Source organism: Candidatus Thiodiazotropha sp. AKAK3, assembly GCF_058244645.1.
The window spans coordinates 1-21,252 of the sequence record NZ_JBSYOQ010000062.1 but is presented as its reverse complement, the minus strand read 5'-3'; the positions used below and the strand labels follow the sequence as shown (position 1 = coordinate 21,252).

The 21,252-nt window shown below is 45.1% G+C and carries 16 protein-coding genes and 1 pseudogene; 12 read left to right on the top strand and 5 right to left on the bottom strand.

Translation table 11 applies throughout. The annotated features are described in order from the left end of the window. Positions 1-341: 341 nt before the first annotated feature. The gene (locus AC4IE7_RS15655) at positions 342-1,511 is read left to right on the top strand and encodes a KamA family radical SAM protein (protein ID WP_490777793.1); all 1,170 of its coding nucleotides are present in this window, start codon (positions 342-344) and stop codon (positions 1,509-1,511) included. 372 nt (positions 1,512-1,883) lie between these two features. Here AC4IE7_RS15655 and AC4IE7_RS15650 read toward each other — a convergent pair whose 3' ends face one another. The 4 genes from AC4IE7_RS15650 to AC4IE7_RS15635 form a co-directional block, all read right to left on the bottom strand. Continuing rightward, positions 1,884-2,006 carry a hypothetical protein gene (locus tag AC4IE7_RS15650; RefSeq protein ID WP_490777792.1) on the bottom strand — a complete coding sequence of 41 codons (123 nt, stop codon included), beginning with the start codon at positions 2,004-2,006 and terminating at the stop codon, positions 1,884-1,886. 587 nt (positions 2,007-2,593) lie between these two features. Further along, positions 2,594-4,300, bottom strand: a complete 1,707-nt coding sequence (locus AC4IE7_RS15645; protein WP_490777791.1) for a hypothetical protein — start codon at positions 4,298-4,300, stop codon at positions 2,594-2,596. Between the two features lie 803 nt (positions 4,301-5,103). Next, on the bottom strand, positions 5,104-7,731 hold the full coding sequence (locus AC4IE7_RS15640) for a DUF5011 domain-containing protein (RefSeq protein ID WP_490777790.1): 2,628 nt from the start codon (positions 7,729-7,731) through the stop codon (positions 5,104-5,106). A gap of 504 nt (positions 7,732-8,235) precedes the next feature. After that, positions 8,236-8,805, bottom strand: a complete 570-nt coding sequence (locus AC4IE7_RS15635) for a carboxymuconolactone decarboxylase family protein (RefSeq protein ID WP_490777789.1) — start codon at positions 8,803-8,805, stop codon at positions 8,236-8,238. A 125-nt stretch (positions 8,806-8,930) separates the two neighbouring features. On the opposite strand from AC4IE7_RS15635, the gene AC4IE7_RS15630 reads away from it, so the two are divergent. From AC4IE7_RS15630 to AC4IE7_RS15615, 4 genes are all read left to right on the top strand, one after another. Continuing rightward, positions 8,931-9,746 carry an AraC family transcriptional regulator gene (locus tag AC4IE7_RS15630; protein WP_490777788.1) on the top strand — a complete coding sequence of 272 codons (816 nt, stop codon included), beginning with the start codon at positions 8,931-8,933 and terminating at the stop codon, positions 9,744-9,746. Between the two features lie 54 nt (positions 9,747-9,800). After that, positions 9,801-10,088, top strand: coding sequence for a hypothetical protein (locus AC4IE7_RS15625; protein WP_490777787.1), 288 nt, complete (start codon positions 9,801-9,803; stop codon positions 10,086-10,088). A 227-nt stretch (positions 10,089-10,315) separates the two neighbouring features. After that, positions 10,316-11,494 carry an OpgC domain-containing protein gene (gene opgC / locus AC4IE7_RS15620; RefSeq protein WP_490777786.1) on the top strand — a complete coding sequence of 393 codons (1,179 nt, stop codon included), beginning with the start codon at positions 10,316-10,318 and terminating at the stop codon, positions 11,492-11,494. A gap of 461 nt (positions 11,495-11,955) precedes the next feature. After that, the gene (locus AC4IE7_RS15615; RefSeq protein WP_490777785.1) at positions 11,956-13,920 is read left to right on the top strand and encodes a diguanylate cyclase; all 1,965 of its coding nucleotides are present in this window, start codon (positions 11,956-11,958) and stop codon (positions 13,918-13,920) included. 492 nt (positions 13,921-14,412) lie between these two features. Here AC4IE7_RS15615 and AC4IE7_RS15610 read toward each other — a convergent pair whose 3' ends face one another. Continuing rightward, positions 14,413-15,327, bottom strand: a complete 915-nt coding sequence (locus AC4IE7_RS15610) for a hypothetical protein (RefSeq protein WP_490777784.1) — start codon at positions 15,325-15,327, stop codon at positions 14,413-14,415. A gap of 593 nt (positions 15,328-15,920) precedes the next feature. Between AC4IE7_RS15610 and AC4IE7_RS15605 the strand changes: the two are divergent. The 7 genes and pseudogenes from AC4IE7_RS15605 to AC4IE7_RS15575 form a co-directional block, all read left to right on the top strand. Next, positions 15,921-16,103 (top strand): annotated as a pseudogene (locus AC4IE7_RS15605) (diguanylate cyclase domain-containing protein); the annotation flags it as partial. A 147-nt stretch (positions 16,104-16,250) separates the two neighbouring features. Then, positions 16,251-16,838 (top strand): HupE/UreJ family protein, encoded by a 588-nt coding sequence (locus AC4IE7_RS15600; RefSeq protein ID WP_490777783.1) that lies wholly within the window; start codon positions 16,251-16,253, stop codon positions 16,836-16,838. Continuing rightward, entirely contained in the window at positions 16,835-17,440 is a 606-nt protein-coding gene (locus AC4IE7_RS15595) for a HupE/UreJ family protein (protein WP_490777782.1), read from the top strand. Before AC4IE7_RS15600 ends, AC4IE7_RS15595 begins: the two co-directional genes overlap by 4 nt. Before the next feature lie 33 nt (positions 17,441-17,473). Continuing rightward, the gene (locus tag AC4IE7_RS15590; RefSeq protein ID WP_490777781.1) at positions 17,474-18,415 is read left to right on the top strand and encodes an HlyD family secretion protein; all 942 of its coding nucleotides are present in this window, start codon (positions 17,474-17,476) and stop codon (positions 18,413-18,415) included. After that, positions 18,412-19,344, top strand: a complete 933-nt coding sequence (locus AC4IE7_RS15585; RefSeq protein WP_490777780.1) for an ABC transporter ATP-binding protein — start codon at positions 18,412-18,414, stop codon at positions 19,342-19,344. The genes AC4IE7_RS15590 and AC4IE7_RS15585 overlap by 4 nt, the downstream gene beginning before the upstream one ends. Continuing rightward, the gene (locus AC4IE7_RS15580) at positions 19,341-20,486 is read left to right on the top strand and encodes an ABC transporter permease (RefSeq protein WP_490777779.1); all 1,146 of its coding nucleotides are present in this window, start codon (positions 19,341-19,343) and stop codon (positions 20,484-20,486) included. Before AC4IE7_RS15585 ends, AC4IE7_RS15580 begins: the two co-directional genes overlap by 4 nt. Before the next feature lie 116 nt (positions 20,487-20,602). Continuing rightward, positions 20,603-21,252, top strand: a 650-nt coding sequence (locus AC4IE7_RS15575) for a transglutaminase family protein (RefSeq protein ID WP_490777778.1), incomplete at its 3' end; no start/stop codon positions are given.

Sequence of the window (21,252 nt, the reverse complement as noted above, 5' to 3'; positions counted from 1 at the left end):
ACTCCACTCTAGATTCGACTCCGACCCCGGAGGTATTAAATAATATCTTATAAAACATTGTATTTTAGTTTGCCTTTTAAATTTATTACAGACTAACAAAGTACACGTTTTGCTTGATAAGCTAAAATTTAGTACACTGATTAACAATCCAACCAAATTTTGTCTGTATCTGCAGGAATATTTTACAGATAAATCCCTTCCATAAGCCTTCGACAGCTAATCCAATTAGTCGCCATCAGACTCAACACTACGTTTTCTTTGGTGAGAATCAAGATTGCAAGTGTAACCCAATCCGGGTTGTGTATTGATGTCACAGGCCCTCTAGGTTACAGCTGAACTCAATGAGCAAACTCAACGAACTGAAGAACATAGACTGGACTGCAATCGATTGGCAGAAAGAGCTAAAGAACAACATAAATTCTATCGACTCCCTGAAACAGTATATTGAATTATCTGATGAAGAGGAGAAGACGTTAAAAGAGGTGGTTGATAATCACCCTATGAACATCCCGCGATACTACTTAAGCCTCATTGATGAAACTGATAAAGGGGATGCGATCAGAAAGATGGCACTTCCCAGTGAAGAGGAGCTGGTGGTTGCCGGATCGATGGGAGAAACAACCCAGGATCCGTATGGTGATGAAAAACACAACAAGGGTAACGGTATCCTACACAAGTATCCCTACTCTGCACTTGTTGTAGCCACTGACTACTGCTCGATGTATTGCCGACACTGCTTTAGAAAAGCGATTGTTGGACTGCCCAATGACAAAACAGTAGAGAATTTTCAACGTGCCGCAGAATACATCAGGGAGCACAAGGAGATAACAAACGTCGTAATCTCGGGTGGGGATCCTCTGTTGATCAACACCAGCAGAATCAAGAAAATTCTTGAGAGTCTAGTGGATATAGATCATCTCAATTACGTTCGGATCGGCACCAGAACACCCGTGGTCTACCCGATGCGGTTCTTCGACGACGAGTTACTTGATACTTTCAGGGAATTCAACAGGCAGAAGTCCCTCTATTTGCCTACTCACTTTAATCATGTAAGTGAAATTACAGATATAGCGAAAGAAGCCGTGCTCAGAATACGTGAAACAGGCGTTACAGTTAATAATCAAGCGGTATTTCTGGAAGGGGTCAACGATAGTGTCGACGATATCGAATCCCTGATGAACGGTCTGGTTAAGATTGGTGTTAATCCATACTACCTCTACCAATGTATGCCGGTTTCCCGTGTCAGGCACCATTTCCAAGTACCATTGAGAAGGGGCGTGGATATTGTCGACAAGGCCAGAGAGCGACTGGATGGTTACGCAAAGCGATTCAAGTTCATCATGGGCCATGACATCGGAAAAATCGAGATATGCGGTAGAGTCGACGACAAGTTGGTTTTAAAACACATCCACTCCAGACCAGAAAAGCCCCATGAAGGGAGCCAAATAAAAATCATGCAGTTGGATGAAAAGGCCGGATGGCTTGACGATATGCAAGAGATCAGCCTGTAACCTGAAGGGGTCGGAGTCGAGAGCTCCTATAGCGTAAGTCACCTCGAAACAACACAAGCGCATCTCTCTAGCAGATCAATCCGCTCTCGAGTCGACTCCGACCCCGAGGATACGGTGAAATAGTGGAAGGGAAAATTACTGTGACATCCATCATTTACTTGGTTGCCTACCTTCGCTGGGCTGGCGTCACTTAGCTGTGTTATCTGCTGTTAGGTGCAATTACCCCATGTCAAATTCATCTGGAATGAATTTAGACAGCTTCAGTTAGCCTGATGCCAGAATCAAATTGTGAGTATTCCGATTTGCTCTGATAAATTTATCAGAACAAAGGATAATTATCATGCCAAAAAAATCAAGTATCAGTCTGTAAGACTACCTGTCATTATTGAACAATCCATGAGACTCTTTTTTTACTTTCTTTGCCGCCTTCTTCTCTTTTGGCGTCATAGCGGGTTTCTTCTTACCCTCTTTTTTGCTGTTTCTTCCTTTGCTCATGGCGTTCAACCCTAATAACTCTAATGGAATATTTTCAGGACAGACAGCGCAACGCCATTCAACTGAAAGTAGCTCGAATAGGCCTGTTCAATGATGTCCTGACAACGTTTTATAAAACACTGAATATCGAGAGAGCTGTCCGTCCCGGGGACCACGGGATATCCTGTTATCTGGCAAAAAGGAATACCAGTATTGTATAGATATGATTGAGCATCTACATACTGATAATAGCATAAATAGTTATTATAGGCTTGATATTCTTATTCCAAAACCCCACCCAAAAGCGATTCAAATAGAGTTGGACATGATTGGGTCGGAGTCGAGAGCGTCCATTGCGTGAGTCACCTCGAAACAACATCAGTACACATCTCTAACAGATCAATACGTTCTAGATTCGACTCCGACCCGGAGATATGTACAAGACCAAGCAGATGTTCATGTTGATGTAGCACAGAACTTGGAAGCGACTAATAATTAACTATAATGACATCAGGGTAACTAGGGGTCTCTAACCCCCAGTTACGCATTGAGCGACTTCCAAAGATAACTGAAGTTATTTAGCGTGAAGTATATGTTATGTAAGGTTACTAGTTTCGAATCACAGATTCTGATACATCCTCCGTATCAGTCACTCTCACCAAAGATTCACTCACTTCAGCATTAAGATATAAAATATCATTTTGAAATCGCAGCTCTGATGTAACAGCATCTTGCATAGCCTCAATCGCTACCTCACATAACATTTGATCACCGTCAGAATAACGACAATTAATACCAATCAGACCGTCCAAATCATGTAGACTGCCGAGATTAAGAAGCTCATCACCCGTTGAAGCATCAAAAGAACTAAGCCCGATTCCAGATACCTCCTGGCTTATAGCCTCACCAAGGATAAACTTATCTTGCAATCGAGCTAGAGAATCACTCGCTCCTTTATTCAGCGTCTGTGAATTCACCCAGCCAATCAAATATGCATCGGCCAAAGTATATAAATCAATACCGTCCTCATCCATTATACCAGCCAACATAGGCAGTAACGTGTAATTACCTTCAGCATCTAATACTACCTCCTCAAATGAATAGAAAATCTTTTCGCCATTGGTCACTAAAGTTACTGAGCTTGAACTATCAGAAGAAGCCAAGGTCACTGATGCACCACCGGGCTTATTAATTGCTTTTATCTCAGGTCTGGAATAGACATCTCCTGGCACTTTGATATAAACAACATGATTGTCGGTTAGATGAAGATCATGAACCATAGCTTGATAAGGTGAATCCCATGACTCTTCACTAAAAACAACAGCAACCGAGCCACCATCAATAGGCGCCTTATAGATTGCAGCTCCAATTGAAAAAAATATATCACTCTCGTCTGCTGCGTAGCTTGTGATTAGTTCATCCGCAGACAGTCTAAATACTGAATTTGATAATTTACTCTCTACATCATCATAGACATAGAGATTGTCGTCAATTAGTAGAAGATGGTTGTTCATACCTAAACCAAATACATGCTGCAAATTTCCAACATTTTCAATGAGACTATCTTCACAGTTTTCAAATTGATCATCACACTTTTTCAGTACGCCTGAGTCAATCACCAGCCAACCCTGAATTGACGCATCAACTTCCAGGTTCCAAAGCGCAGTTACAGGCGGTAAAGCTTCAACAGGTGAGTCATCTGAATCCATACCCAAGCTAATCATTTTCCATTCATTATCTGCCGCAGCATCACAGTCATTATCCTCACCTGACAAACTGTAAATAAGTTGAGATTTATCTAAATCACTATAGTCCTCTGCCTTACTTTTACTATCAAATACAGGCACACCTCCCACTTGCATGCATAGATGATCAGCAGACGATTCATTAGAAACCCGAATTGGATTAAGGCCTATACTCTTATCATTACTTACTTTGTAAAACCTGCCATCTGTCTTAGCATAAACATGTGTATTTAAAGAATAATTTAAAATACTGTGGCGACTGTTATCATAAAGACCTGTCGAATAACTCTGAATTGCCAGATCATAGCCATTTCTTGACTTGATTAAACTATTCCCTGACTCAATTTGAACTGGGATCTCTGGATTGTCTGCATCTACTGCCGACAAACTTCCAGTAAAATATAGAAAGCGGCCTTCCTCTTCATCCGGCATGCAATCCGAACTTCCGCAGTCAGACTCATCATGACTACTTCCACCACACGCTACAATTAGAAGGGTGATAAAAAGTATAGATGTACTTTTTAAAAATAGAGCTTTATTACCAAATGTGGGACTATTTACACAATTCATTACTGTCTCCTTACAGTTTCACTTATTCCCTAAACAATGGAATTTGCATCTGGCCTAAATATGAAAAAATAAATGCAATACCCATACATTGCATGGCTGAACAACAAATACAACAAATCGTCGACATTACCCATCTATCCGACCTTCATCCATTCAAAACTCTGATTTTTGCTTGAATCGCCTGTAAATGGCTGAGAATCTTGTAGATAGCCTGAAAATACTCTATAGAGGCAATCACCTTAGCCTCTCCACCGCACTTCTTACAGATCGAGACATGTGGTGAAGGAATTCAAAAATACAGCGAGTGTATAGATACATACGCCGTGGATTCTGCTCAGGCTTACTCTCGGCTTGGACACCGATGCCTCCAGCTTGGCGATAAAATCGAGTGATTCGAGGATAAAGAGCATGAGTCCATCGCTGTAACTCTATCAACTTGCTTGAACTTCTCCATTATCCTGTCTCTACGGTGTTCGTAGCTACAACCTGCAAATCCTCCTCACCGCATAGAAATGCTCGGTGAACACAGCAGGATAAATAGTGGTAATAGTGGGTCTCTACAAGGCAGATCTGTTGCATCTGCGATATCGTCATTGCCGGCTCCTTGGCTTGCATACATTCCATGCATGTTGAAAACTTTAACTCAATAGAATGTTCTTTTCAAAGGATACCTGTCCTGATTTATTGAACGTTATTACGACAACTGCAAGGATAATGGCCTCCGCAATTATTTAGCGACTATTATTCTCTATTCCGAGGGTTATTTGAGAATCCTGAAACGTCCCTACTAACGCTGCACCTGATCAGCGGCAACTACTGTTACCAACAATACAAAACCCGTTACGGAAAAAGTTATTGATAGCAGTAGCAGTCAGGTTTTCATCCCAATTTCCCTTACGCTGCTGTTTGAGTCGTTCAACCAGAGCTGGAATTTCAGTCTCATCATTCAATCCACTAGCATAGCCAAGAGCATTGAGATAAGTCGTAATACTGCGCTCTGGTGCGACATACTCGCGCAGTTCGGCAACTGAGTTCGTATCCTCACTCAGACTCATAAAATCGGTCAAGCTGATCCGGCCACTTGAGCTGTTAAACCATTGCGACTGATCCTTTGCAAAATAGTAGTAGTTATCGCTGAACTCCTGCTGCGTCGGTGCAATCGTGTAATCAATAATCCGCCCCTTGGTTTCATAAAGCGCTGCAATTTCGTTATTACTGACAACAATCCGGTTTTGAGCTCCACTTACCCCTGCATCCGTGAACGACAATACGCCAAAAGTGCTATACAGGTTATATATGATGTTGCTGTCAATGATTGTATCTGTCACATGGCCGGTACTCTTAATCCCCCAGGTATTGGTGTACACACCAGACTCTCCCCAGTTAGACATGAGATTGTCACTAACCAAACCACTATTCCAGTCGCTGATCTCGATCCCCCAGCCCAGCCCCCGGTTGGTCGGAAAACTGCGGCCGATACCGGTCAAAACATTGTTGGTGACCAGGATGTTATCCCATCGAGGCCCGTTATTCTGATCCTTGTTCCCCCCCAAACTTATACCGACCTCCCCTTCGGCATAGAAGTTATTGTCAAGCAGGAGATTCCTGACGAAAATCCGGTTGGTTCCCGAGGTAGTGTTGGAGGTGAATTTTGTACTGATACTTGAGGCACGCAGGAAGATGTTATTGCGGAAGATGGTATCATGCACATGACCGAAGTAGGTGTTGTGGTTAAAAATGGTCGCCTGCCCTTCACTGGTGCTCGCGCCACTCCTCTGCTGATACCAGCCATTGTGATCAAAGATGTTTTCTTCAAGCAACATTGAGGTCATGAACGAATAGAGCCCCTGGGAGTGTGAAGAGACCGAATAGTTATTGTTGAAGATATTACGACGGACAATGATATCGGGGATCGACAACTTATTACCGTCGCTATCGAAAGCCCAGGACTGAATAACATTACCACTGAACCATTCGAACCAGCAGTCCTCAAACAACAGCCCACCAGCAGCGCTATAGACAGTCGCACCAATTCCGTTTCCCCCTCCGACAGCATCAAAGCCAACAAACTCTGCAGAATCAGGGTTGCGTTTTGTATCGCGAAAGTGAATCCCGACCACGGCGAGATAGCTACTTGTATTGAGAAAGAGCCCGGCATTTTCTACCAACGGTCGATCATCGGTCAGAGCACCGTAAGCTGATAACACCGCCCGCTCTGTCACAGAACGACCGGCACCGGGATTTAAAAACGACCCACGCCTCCAGCTATCACCTCTTTTCAGCAGAACATAGTCGGGATAGCCTTTACGCATCTGTGAAAGGGCCGCGTCGATTGTTGCGTAGGCGGCAACGGAACCGACTGGAGCTAACGGATCGCTGCCGATTTCACTGTCATCGACCTCGTAGAACTGTGCCGTATCATCATCACCTTCCGAACTGGAGATATAAATCAACCGCGAATCCGCAGAAGGGGTAAGGATTGACCATCCGTTGGCATCCTGCGGTGGTATTGAAAAATTGCTCTCCCAGCTAACCGGATAACTACCCCTATTTGTGCCGATAAGAACCTCTACCGTACGAACGGCTTGTGCACTGCTGCCATCAGAATCCACAACCGTATAACTGACTTGATAGGTGCCAGCGATGGCGGTGTTAACCTCTGAGGTGGTTACGATCTGATCTGTCAGGTCGCCATCTTCTGCATCTTCGGCAACAGCACCCTGATCGTTGTAGGCCGCACCCAGCTCGATGCTGACAAGGGGATTTCCATTGATTGAAATGGTTGGAACTGTGTTCTCCGGTTCCGATGTGACTGTTTCGTATACCAGCACACTTCGAGTGGCTTGAGCGCTAGCGCCATCTGAATCCGAGACTGCATAGTAGACCCAGTAGGTTCCCACGATAGACGTGTTCACATTGGAAGTAGTCCGGATCTCTCCTGTCAGGTCGCCATCTTCAGCATCACTCGCTTTGGCACCTGGGTCGTTATAGGTCACACCCTGTTCGATATCAACAGTGGTATCACCAGTGATTTCGATAGTTGGAGCGCTATTGACTCCAATATCTATTTCGGGTTCTGGGGCCGCCGTTTCGTTTACCTGAACACTGCGAGAGACCTGATCACTAAGGCCATCTGAGTCAGTAACCGTATAGCTGACCTGGTAGGATCCAGCGACAGAGGTATCAACATTGGAGGTTGTTTGTATACTATCTGTTAGATCACCATCTTCAGCATCACTCGCTGTGGCACCTGCGTCGTTGTAGGTTTCACCAATTTCCATACTGACGTGGGCATCGCCGGTAATTTCGATGGTTGGCGCTTGATTTGTATGTTCGCTGGTTTCAGCATCTTCTTCTGTGGTGAGCGCTTCACAGCCCGTTAAGATGAGTAAAATAATGATAGTTAGGGGGAGGGAAATAATAGTTCGCATTTTCTGATCCAATTGGACAACTATCCTGGAACCCGACTGCATCCTTCGGGTGCAATACACAACATCGTCACCTATTCAGTTTGATGATATCCATCCAATCCAAATAGTTCGATTTTCCCTCTGTCCCGGAGCGAATTTGGCGATGTAACTACCCTATTCACAGCATCAGGATCTATGCCAGCGTAGAGGAGGCATTAAGAAGTCCATTAAATGCTTACTTTTAATATCCATCCATGATGATCAATTACCTTTATACCAGTAATGTTTTAAAGTCGACATATAGAAATTTCGTAACTCTCATTTCCTTGATAGAGCGCACATTTTTTAATTTACATCAGTTTTATATGCCATAAAGTCCTATTGCAGGCTAGATTTTTCAAAAAACAGACTGGCGATACCAAGAAAATCATTATTTGTTTTTTGTCTTCGGCTAACCATGTCCCTCACCCTTTAACAGTGATTGGCCCAAATCTTTAGGTATGCATGTGTCACTTCTGTAAACAGCTACTTGACTCTGTAGGCGGAAAATACTTCGTCAACAGGCGTGTCAAAGTAGTGGTTACTGTAATTACTTAATATTTTTACCGAGACAGCTAAAGTAATGGCCAGAATTTCTTTCTCACTATAACCCGCCTCGAAAAATGCCTTCACTGTTGCAGGTGAAGGGTGTCCCCGGGTGTTTGTGATTTCAACCGTCATGGCATAAAGCGCAGCCATTTTGCCATCTTGTATAGGACTGTCTGATCTAATGGACTCTAAAACATCCATCGGCACTCCTGAGTAGTTTGCTGCTAGAGTGCTATGTGCAGCAGTACAGTAGTTACAACCATTCTGTTTGCTGACGGCAAGAAAAACTACCTCTTGCTCAGCGGGAGAAAACCCTCCTTGTTCACGAAAAAGTCTATATCCATGGAGATAAGTGTCGAGATAACCCGGTAGGTTTACCATGCCACGGTACATATTTGGGATGAAACCAACTGCTGCCTTAGCTTGAGCCAGTAGTTTGGCTTGAGCAGGTGTTGCACTATCACTTTGAACGGGTAGTAGTTCTTTAAATAAATAGCCTTCAGTCATCTCTGTTTCCTTCCCCATTTGTGGGATAAATATTAGCAGTGACTGCTATTTTAGAGGTAATACTTGAATTATATGTCACATTAAGTGCATTATACTTGTCATTTCGTACCAAATTATGGAGCTGCATGGAAGATCGACTCTCCGGGCTACTGGCCCAGTTTAGCCTCAAGGCGAGTACCTTTTATTCTGGAAGTCTGTGTGGCAATCATCACTTTCCGAAAGAGGGTGTCGGCCACCTGCACCTTTGCAGGGGAGGAGAGCTGCAGGTCTCTCATGCAGATATATCAGAAGTTCTGGCCTCACCTAGTGTCGCCTTTTACCCAAAGGCTATTGATCATACAATTTGCACTGACCCCAACAGTTCGGTGGAAGTGATTTGTGCCACAGTGAAGTTTTCCAGCGCAGAGTACAACCCTATAGTCCTCAGTCTTCCCGATATGGTGCTACACACGGGAGAAGGTTCTCAACTACTCACATCGACTATTAATTTACTGTTTTATGAGGCCCTGCAGCCAGGTTGCGGACAAAGTGCCATAGTGGATCGCTTGTGTGAAATCCTCATAATTCAATTGATTCGGTTGCAGATTGAAGAGAGCTCTATTACCGATGGTGCCTTGGCTGGATTGGCCCATCAAAAACTCTGCTTAGCGCTTATGGCAATGCATGATGATCCATCTAAGACTTGGAATTTGGATATGTTGTCCAAGATTGCCTTAATGTCCAGGACCCAGTTTGCTAAAACCTTTCATTTGGTGGTTGGACAGACTCCGCTTGCATATCTGAATCAGTGGCGTATGAGTCTGGCGACTCAATCACTGACAAATGGTCAATCCATAGGGAGAGTTGCACTGGATTTAGGATTCAATAGTCAATCTTCATTCAGCCGCTCATTTACACACCATTTTGGAAAGAGTCCACGCACTTGGTTAAGTGAACAATAAAATTGATAAGAATGATAAATTTGCATTCGAAAATGAATAAATTGGAGCGCTATTTTGAAGTATTATGATCCAAAATTTCCGAGAAAGCGTTTTATAGCTGGCTTGCTTCTTTTCTTATTGGGTTTGTCTGGCTTTGTCGGTATGTTGGTCAAACGAATTATTGCCGGTCAAGGAGACCGATTTTATTTCGAGGCTTTAGGTTATCAGTTCAGCTATCTCGGTACATTGAGCTTAGTGGGGGTTGGAGTAGTGGTCGTTGTGTTGGTAGTTTATCTTCAAATACGCCCAGACCATGAGGAGCGTTCATTTATTCACTACATGGAGCAAAAACAAAAAAAATAGAAATCAGCATGCCGCTTGATTGTTTCTTTGAACCCAGGATCAGTTCCTTTCAAGCTCAGTAAACTCATGTATTGTTAAGAGTGTATTCTTTCCGCTTATCTGGTCGGATCACAGAGCGGGATGATAAAGTAGGTGGCAATCTGCATGCTGGCATATGCGATGCGTTACAGCATTCACTTGACCAAGGATTATCTGAGAAAGACATCTCTCATAAAAATAATATCAATATGGAAAGAAACAACCGCTGGGCATATCCAGCTCTCAACAAAAGAGATCTTCGTCTGGACTTCATGCGTGGCCTGATCATGATTTATGTGGTGATAGTGCACTTGGAGTACTACTCGCTGTTTTCTTTAATGGCTTGGGAGCGCCTTGGCATCATCTCTAGCGCAGAAGGCTTTGTGCTACTCTCAGGCATTGTTGTGGGAATAGTCTATGGAAATCGTGCAAAGACCGAGGGACTGCTTCCAACATCCAAACATCTTTGGCGACGTGCGTTCAAACTATACCGTGTAAATATTTTCGTTATCCTGAGCATCCCCCTCTTAGGTCTGCTGCCTTTTATAGATGTGCACGATGTAAGTCATTGGTGGGTGCCAGCAGTACGAACCGAGGCTTATGATCTCTATCCAGTATTACCGACCCCGTGGTGGACATGGTTATGGAAAACATTGATGCTGAAAATTGGCCCCCATCAGTTCCAGATCATCGGACTCTATGTTGTGTTGTTAAGTCTGGCGCCATTGGCAATCCTGGCCTTGATTAAAGGCTATGTCGTTAGACTCCTATTGATATCCTGGGGTCTATATATAGCCAATTTATTCATATTCCTTCACCTCACTCCCGCACGATTCGAATTGGGATTTCCACTCTTAACATGGCAGTTACTGTTCTTCAATGGAGTGATTGTCGGCTTTTATCGTGAACAGGTACTGGGTTGGCTGGTAGCGGAAAAATCTAGCTGGATGGGACGACTGGCAGCAATAGTTTGCCTGGGATTTATCCTCTTGGCCTTCAATGCGCCAGATCCTCTTTTCTGGCCCTGGCCGACCTTGTCACTGATTCCCTCCGATACTTACCTCTATCTGCACGGCTTTTGGTTCGACAAAACTCTCCTTGGACCGGGGCGCCTGTTGAACAATGCCGCACTGTTTATCACCATGTATATCCTATTATCCCGTTACTGGTCGATCTTTGACAAAGCTCTGGGCTGGCTACTGATCCCTTTGGGCCAAGCCTCTCTGTATGTGTTTACGATACATATATATGTAATTCTGCTGGTAAGCAATCTACCGATTCCTCTTGAGGGTAACTTTTTATTGGGTACCATGGTGCATGCTTCAGCAATTGCGCTGATCTGGCTGATGGTTAAACATCGTATTCTATTCAATTGGATACCACGTTGAGGTGGATGTCACTTATTTTCAGCAATCTCAGTGCATGCAACAGCATCGCTTAGTGTGCAGGCTAGGACTGGTAGAAAATGACTCTCTACCAACGACGCTCACTTAAGAAAAATAACCGTAGCTATTTGCAAATGACCTAAACACGGAAATCCATATTTCGAGTTTTTTTGCGGAAAATCTTCCTGGGTTAGTTTATGAGGCACTACTTATGACTGAACATATCAGGAAACTAAATCCCCCCCCTGTGTATTTGCTTACCATTAGGGCTTCACACACTGAATGCCTGCATATGATATCACTGAAAACATACTATATTTCAATAACATAACAAAACCATTTGAATGAAATTAGCGTTAACCTGAAAAGGTGAATGATAGCTGAGTTTCACTGAATCCTGGCGTATAAATATCCTTCTATCTGTTACACTCAAGTTATAGAAACTCATTTCATTGGTAGCTACTGTGCATTCTGTAACTACAGAGAATAGTGTCACTTACCGTTTTCGCGATCTCGTTGATATGCCGGCATTCACACGCATGCTGGAAAGTTTCTTTCAGGCAACTGGCATACCTAATGGTGTAGTAGAAGCAAATGGCGAATTGATATCCATGTCGAGCAGGAAAAATGCCTGTTCGCAATTTCATCGATGCCAACCCGAAACCGAAAAGCGCTGTCGAGAAAGCAATCTACTTATAATGAACGGCCTCAGTGAAGGACACGTAGTCGGTGGGTTATGTAAAAATGGCTTGATGGACTACGCCACTCCAGTGATTATCGAGGGCCAGCAACTGGCGACCTTATTTCTCGGACAGGTACTTCACGATCCACCGGATATGAACTTTTTTAAAAGCCAAGCCGAACATTTCGACTTTGATGAGAAAACCTATCTGGAATCCATAGAGGCTATCCCCATAGTAAGCAAGGAACGTATTGAATCCTATATGGGGGTTATGGTCGAAATGGCAAAAATGCTTGCAGCCAGTGGACTAGCAAGAATCCGCCAGAGCTCACTGGAACAGGATCTCAACGCGCATGCCGAAAGACGCGTGCAGCTCGAGGACATTTTGAATTTCTCCCCGGTTGCCATCGGATGGTCAAATGATGAAAAACGCGTCGAGTATATCAACCATAAGTTCACTGAGTTATTTGGCTACACACTTGATGATTTGCCGGATCTTGAGTCCTGGTTTCGACGAGCCTATCCCGATGTACTCTATCGAGACACAGTGGTCCGTGAATGGAGTAAACAGGCAGACCTGGCTCGTGATACTGGCTCTCGCCCTCCCGAACTAGAGACCGATGTTACCTGTAAAAATGGAGATATCCGACGCACCATCATACGCCCTTCGTGGGTTGGCCGACATAGATTAGTCAGTTTCTCAGACATTACCGAACACTGGCAGTTGGAGCAGCGCAAACAGGCACGGGATGCAATACTTGAAATGGTAGCCCGAGGAATCGGCTTAAGCGAAATTCTGAATGCCATTGTTCTACAGATAGAGCATGAGAATAAGGCCTTGAGGTGCAGCATTCTATTGCTCGATGAAGACGGTAAACACCTGTACAATGGCGCGGCCCCCAACCTCCCAGACTTTTATAACCAAGCCATAGATGGACTTGAAATCGGCTTGGGCATTGGATCCTGTGGTACCGCAGCCTATTTGGGTGAGCGTGTAATCGTTGAAGACATTCGAACTCATGAATACTGGCAACTCTATGTCAAACTGGCAGATCAGGCCAATCTGGGAGCCTGCTGGTCGGAACCCATCATCTCCTCACAGGGTAAGGTTCTAGGCACTTTTGCTGCCTACCATACTGAACCTCAAAGTCCGCTTGCTGATGACACTGAACGTCTAAGCTTTGCTGCAAATCTCGCTGGAATCGCTATTGAAAATCGATATGCCTATGATGAGTTGGAGCGCCGTGCTTATACGGACTATCTGACCAATTTGGCTAATCGGCGCTATTTTCTGGAACAGGCAGAAAAAGAACTTAAACGACTGCATCGTCATGGTGGAAAGCTGTCAATTCTTATGCTGGACATTGATCATTTCAAACAAATCAATGACTGCTATGGACACAAGGTAGGTGACACAGTTCTGAAACAGCTAGCACAAGTCTGTCTCACCTGTTTGCGTGATTTAGACATTGTAGGTCGCATTGGCGGTGAAGAGTTTGCCATACTGATGCCTGATACCGATATCGATCACTCTATACAGGCTGCCGAACGTCTTCGTGCCACAATAGCCTCAACACAAGTATCACCCAACGGAGTAGAACCATTTCACATCACCGTCTCCTTAGGGGTAGCAACACTGATCGACAAGGACGCTAGCATCGACACATTACTCAATCAGGCTGATCAGGCCCTTTACCAGGCTAAAAATGAGGGACGTAACAGGGTCATTAGTTACCGGCCGAAGTAGCTGAACAACTCTGCCCCTCGAGGTTGATAACCCATGAAGGATATTCAAAGTCTAAAGAGATAAGGAGCAGCCTGAATTCAAACTGTGTCGAGGTCTGAATCGGACTGACTGTCAATTTACTCGTTATTATAAACTGTAAAGTTGACTGTGATTCCTATATATCCCCCTATCCTATTTTCTACACACTTGCAGCTTATGTTGTTAGCTATTTAATGGATAAGATTACTCCATCTCCAGTGTAAATAGTGCGAAATACCTTTGAATTTATAGATCACTCATTGTAAAAGCTTAGATGCAAACCTTAAACACATCATAATAGTCTGAATATCCTTATCTATCCCCAGTTACCTGTGAATCCAGGAGCACTAAGCTTTATACAATGAGTGGCCTTATCAAAACAACATCCTTAATCTATTAACTGATCGCCAAACGTCAGGGTAGAAGTATAGAAACTTAAATAGTTAGTTCAAATACAAATAAAACTACCACTGATCATTGCTGGATACAGACATTTTCACCCACTGGAAATTCGTCAACAACCATTTGCAACTGATTACCGTTTGTTACGATATGTGCATTCAATTCATTGAAATCACTGAATTCACTATAGACACCAGCGGATCGCAGGACCGGGTTAACAGTAAAATCTAGCTGTATGTCGTTGCCGGTACGAAAATAGATACCAACCTCGTTACGCTCAATGATGGCGCTGCTAGACCCGTGAGGATAGAAATTCCGTTGGCGAAATGCCTGACCCGGTACCAAAGAGTTAAAATCGAATCTATTTTCATAGACACCTGCTTCAGTGACTTGATCGGGACAGACGAAGCGAAGACTGTTACTTGTGGCATTATATCGGTGGCCGGCCGCCTGACAGAACATTTCAATTGGATTGGATGAACCATTCTCGATTACTTCCCCAGAGGCATCGAAATACCGAATCATACCTAGCGTGTTGGTCTGTTGGATATTACTCAAGTTAAACTGTGCCTGAAAGGTTCCAACCCCCGGAATAACATATGTTGCATGGGCATCAAAGTATGTCAGCCCACCCCATGGCCGCGCAGTATAATGGCCATTACCGGTAACCGTCTGATAATTATTCAATCCGAAATTGAGTGTAAGCGTCCCATCGTCTCTAAAATCGAAAATATATGTACTACTACTAACTTGATTCGTATTGCTATAGTAGAGAGCGCAGGTAAAAATCTGATCTACCGGTATTGTTGGCAACTCGAATTGTGAATTATTGCGATACCGCTCTTTCAATAAGTCATTGAATCGCTTAAGTTGCAACTCCTTTAGAACTTCATATATATCTGCTTGTGCCGTATGAGATAATGAGAAAATGCAGATTGCGATACAAGCAACAATCCATTTGGACCTATTCGAATCACGTAGTTTCATTTGACGCTACCTTGGTTAGTAATCACATCGTGGATGACATTACTTCGGTTTTTTTCCTTTGTCTGTGACATTTTCACGTTTACAACGAACACTCGTTCCTCTGTAAATTTTGAAATATGCAAACATTTCGCCGCGGGAGAGCTTGCACTGATATCCAGAAACAGTGACAAACTGGGGCGTTTGGGGGGAGAGGAGCTCTGCCTGTTACTACCCAGCACCAATGCTGAGCTGACTGCACGCATGGCTGATCCACTACCTGACAGAATAATAAACAGACCTAATAAATAGGGGCACTGCCCCACTACTGCCCCATAACTTACAATCTTCTCTGAATAGACTCTGAAAGCCCCTCTCCCTTTACGGGAGAGGGGTTGGGGAGAGGGTGTACGCGAAGCGTTTCATGTGGTTGGAAAATAAAACAGCAATGAATCAGTTACAACCGTAATAGCTAAAGTAAGTGGGACAGTGGACACTGCCCCCCTATTCTGCTTCGTACCGCTCAAGCCTGAGCGCTATGGAGGAGAAGAGTTTATAATCATTCCGTCCGATACCGACCGCCATGGTGAGACCCAGATGGTGAGAAGTTCCGCAGCGCGGTGGAAGTACTGGCAATTAGACATGAGCACTCCTCAGCAGGTATCGTGGTTACCATGAGTGCCGGCACTGCTTCCATGGCACCCGAGGCTGAGGGAGGCTCCGAACACCTACTTCGCGAAGCAGATATTGCTCTTTGCCAGGTAAAACGGATGGGGTGCAACCAGGTATATGGCCCCTAAGGTTGCAGTGGAACACTGCTAATTTTTTCGTCACAGATCGAAGTAGATGAACAATATAAGCCCTTTCCCCTGCCAATCAAGATTAAATTTTACTCTCGCAAATAACATCAGTCATAGATAGACATTTCATTCAAGGTAAGCAACGAAATGAGACAAATTCATAGATTCTCTTTAGCAATCTTACTGGTCATGTTTACAGGCATAGTGAGTGCACATACAGGTAGCGGAATATCTGGAGGCTTGCTCAGTGGTTTTACCCATCCCATTAACGGATGGGATCATGTTGTTGCCATGGTGGCAGTAGGTCTGTGGGGCGCATTTCTCGGTACGCCTGCAATATGGGTTCTTCCTGTCGTCTTTCCACTGGTTATGGCATTCGGTGGTGCACTTGGCGTGATGGGGATACCTATTCCTGCAGTTGAAACCGGCATTGCAGCTTCTGCGATTGTATTGGGTATGATGGTTGCCTTTGCAGTTCGTCCACCTATCTTGATTGCAGCTGTTATCGTTGCTGCATTTGCTATATTTCACGGCCATGCCCATGGCGCAGAGTTACCAAACGCCGCTGATCCACTTGCATACAGTGTCGGTTTCGTCGTAGCAACGGGGTTACTTCATCTGTCAGGCATCGCTTTTGGATTATTAGTTCGGTGGCCGGTTGGAAAAATTGCAGTCCAAGCGGGCGGAGGGATAATCGCTTTGGTTGGTGTGGGTTTCCTAACCGGAGTTGTATGATCAACGGATTGCGTACAACAGTGACATGGATATTGCTTGTCACACCCAATTTGGCATTTGCGCATAGCTCAGTTCATGGCCTTAACAGCTTTATCAATGGTCTGTTGCATCCTCTTTTCGTACCGTCTCATCTTCTGTTGTTGATTGCATTAGGACTCTATCTCGGCCAGCAAGAGTCAAATAATAATTTAAACACATTAAAGATATTCTTAACCTCATCAGTAGTCGGCGTTGCAGCTTCCGCTTACGCTACTGGTTGCGAAGTTGATATAATTCTACTAGGTGAGACATTGATTATCGGTTTACTGGTAGCAACTAAACCCTCGCTTACTCAGCATTGGCATCTGTTTTTCGGAGCTTCGGCCGGTTTTATACTAGGACTGGATTCAGTACACGACACAGTGGCAGGAGTGGACAAATTGATATCTCTACTTGGCAGCCTCGTGGGACTCTCTATGCTGTTACTACAACCGATGGCCTTTGCAGACTATTTCAAGAAATATTCTTGGCAAAAAGTAGGGATAAGAGTACTCGGCTCATGGGTAGCGGCGAGCGCACTATTGGTGTTTGCGCTAACTGTTTCCACTAGGGCCAGCACATAACCCTTCATTTTCCAAATCGTTAAATAGGTTTAAATGATGCGCAAGCTCCTCTATTTAATTTTACCTCTTCTGACTGCGTGTAATGGATCATCCCAGAACCTAGCCCTGGGAACGCTGGAACGTGATCGTATTGCGCATACAGCAACTGCCAGCGAAATAGTGGTTGAGTTGCCTGTCCCGGCAGGCACCCAGATAACAAAAGGAACGCTGCTGGTAAAGCTTGATGATACCCTTCAGCTGGCCGAAGTAGATAAAGCCAGCGCTGAACTCGCGCGGGCAGAGGCAAACCTTGAAAAACTCAGAAATGGCGCCAGGGAAGAAGAAGTTGCAGCGGCAACTGCCAATGTCGAAGGTGCCCGTGCATCTCTGACTGAGAACCAATCCAACTATGCCCGAATCCTTAATCTGAAAAAGCAAAAGCTGGTGAGCCAGTCAGAGCTGGATAGAGCACTCTCTGCAAGAGATGCCAGCCAGGCCAGCTTACAAAGTGCTCAGGAGGCCCTACTGATACTCACCAATGGTACTCGCGAAGAAGATCTGCGGGCAGCAGAGGCCTCTCTGAATGGTGCAAAAGCGACCTTGGCAATTGAGAACAAACGTCTGGCAGATTTAACCATTATCGCAACCCGCGACGGCATCCTGGACAATCTGCCTTGGAATCTTGGTGAGCGGGTTTCTGTCGGTAGTCCCCTGGCAATTGTCCTGGCGGGCAAAACACCCCATGCACGCATCTATGTCCCAGAGCCCTACAGAGTAAAGCTAAAAGTGGGGGATTCTCTTGTTGTCCATGTTGATGGTATTGAACATTCCATAACCGGCCATTTGCGCTGGATTGCATCGGAGCCAGCCTTTACACCCTACTATGCACTGAATCAGGAGGAGCGGTCCCGGCTAATGTATCTGGCAGAGGTTGAGTTACCCGACAGCCAGGCAGGACTACCGAATGGTATTCCGGCACAAGTCGAACTGCCATGAGCGACTTTGTCATCAGAGCGGAGAAACTCAGCCGCAACTTTGGTGATTTAAAAGCGGTGCAAAACCTCGATCTAGAAGTGGAGAAAGGGAAAATATATGGCTTTCTAGGCCCCAATGGTTGCGGTAAAACCACCTCCATCCGTATGTTGACCGGACTGTTAAAACCCAGCTCTGGAATGGTTCAGGTTCTAGGATATTCGCTCCCCGATGATGCCGAGAAACTGCGTCTGCATATCGGTTATATGACCCAAAAGTTTTCGCTTTACGATGACCTCACCGTACTGGAGAACCTAAAATTCATTGCCAGCATATACAGCCTATCAGTCCGCACCCAAAAATTGCGTATCGAAGAGCTATTGACTGTTTATGGCTTACAGAGCAAATCAAAGCAGTTAGCCAGCAGTATGAGCGGCGGCCAGCGTCAGCGACTCGCCTTAGCAGCTGCAACTCTGCATAAACCAGAACTACTGTTTCTCGATGAACCTACCTCGGCGGTAGATCCTGAAAACCGCCGTGAATTCTGGGAGCAACTGTTTGACCTGAGTGACCAGGGCACCAGCATTCTTGTATCTACCCACTACATGGATGAGGCAGAACGCTGTCATGCATTAGCGATTTTGGAAAATGGCATTAAACGAGCTGATGGCAGCCCTGATGAGCTGATGCGTGTGATGGGTGCAAAAGTTGTTGAGATCAGTTCATCAAACCTGCGCAAGTTAAAACAGACGCTCATTTCTCAACCCGAAATAATCTCTGCGGCACAACTGGGTGCACGTTTGAGAGTCCTGATTAACGACAACATTGCCGATCCCATCAGCTTTTTATCCCAACAGCCATTGGTTAAGCCGGAAGATCAGTTATCACTGGTTCGTCCCAGCTTGGAAGATGTGTTTGTGACCTGCACAGGAGAAGGGAGAACCAGACCATGAATCCCTTTGTACGGATAGGCGCCATTGCAGCAAAAGAGCTTCTACAGTTGAAGCGGGATAAAATGACCTTTGGCATGATCGTCATGATTCCGCTTATCCAACTACTCCTTTTTGGTTATGCGATCAATACCAATGTCCGCCACCTGCCAGTGGGGGTTGTCGACTACAGCCACAGCGGTTTGAGTCGGGTTTTAATTCAGACTATCAGTGCCACACAAGTGGTAACATTCACCAAACACTTTAGCGATATAGCTACAGCAGAAGAGGCAATCGCCACTACTGAAGTACGGGCAGTTCTGATCATTCCCCAGGATGTCAGTCAACGGCTTGTGCGTAACCCCAGTGTTGGCTTGGGTTCACCGGCATCCACTGATGCGGAAACCAGCCGGCCTGTTGCTCAATGGTTAGTCGACGGATCAGATACCATTGTTGCCTCGGCGATCAAAAGCCTCAGAGGGATGCCTTTAGTTGAGTTACTGGATAAACCAGCCAACCGATCGACTCCCACCTTTGAAGTCACACTACTCTATAATCCTGAGCAACGTACCGTGGTCAATATCGTGCCGGGGCTGGTCGCTATTATTCTTACTATGACCATGATCATGTTTACATCTGCCGCCATTGTCCGGGAGAGAGAGCGGGGAAATATGGAGATGCTGATCACCACTCCGGTTCGCCCGATCGAATTGATGATTGGTAAAATCGTCCCCTATATTATTATCGGGGCGGTCCAGGTCTGTATCATACTGGGATTAGGGCATCTTCTCTTTAATGTCCCGATCAATGGTACTCTATTGCAACTGGCAGGCGCGACCTTGTTATTTATCACAGCCAGTCTGACCCTGGGACTGATTATCTCGACCATTGCTTCGAACCAGCTGCAATCGATGCAGATGACTATATTTGTCTTGTTGCCATCTATACTGTTGTCCGGTTTTATGTTCCCATACGAAGGGATGCCTGTAGCTGCACAATATATCGCCGAAGCACTGCCTGCAACCCATTTCATGAGATTGATTCGAGGTGTGGTTTTAAAGGATGTTGAGATTATCAATATGGCACCGGACATCTACTGGTTAGCGTTATTCACACTCGTCGGACTGGCTATTGCGTCACTAAGATTCAAGAAACGATTGGATTGATAAGAGTGAAATAGTAGCGTAAACACGTATAAGGCTGTTTATGACTGAGCTATCATATCTCTATTCTCCTGCGTCTCATTACAGAGACAACATAAAACCCTGTTGAAGCCAATGCCATGCAACGTTACAGCATACTCCACCGCACCTACTACACCTTCTCAGAAGAAGTAATACTTGGCCCTCATCGGCTAAGACTGCGACCACGGGAGGGCCATGAACTGCGGATTGAATCCTCCACACTCGAAATATCCCCTTCTGCAGAACTACACTGGCAGCGGGATGCTGAGGATAACTCTGTAACGATTGCAACTTTTGACCAGCCTGCCAGCCAATTGGTCATAGAGAGCAAAGTCATAATTCAGCAATATAACGAGTCTCCCCTCGACTTCCTGGTCTCTGACTATGCCATCAATTTTCCATTTGACTATACGCATGGTGACAAGAAAGTACTCTCACCTTATCTGAAGGCACCACAGGGAACTTCGTGCCATGCGCTGAAGGCCTGGATCGATAACCTGTGGCAAGCAGATGAAAAGTTGCAGAGCTATGAACTGATATTGCGACTAACCCGCTACATAAACCAGACCATGCGTTATCAGATCCGTGAAGAGCCGGGTGTACAGACAGCAGAGAACACCTTGGCACTGGGCAGTGGGTCCTGTCGTGACTTTGCTGCACTGTTAATGGAAGCTGCGCGTGAGCTGGGCTTGGCTGCCCGCTTCGTTAGTGGATATCTCTGTACCCCACCTTCTCCCCAAGACTATGG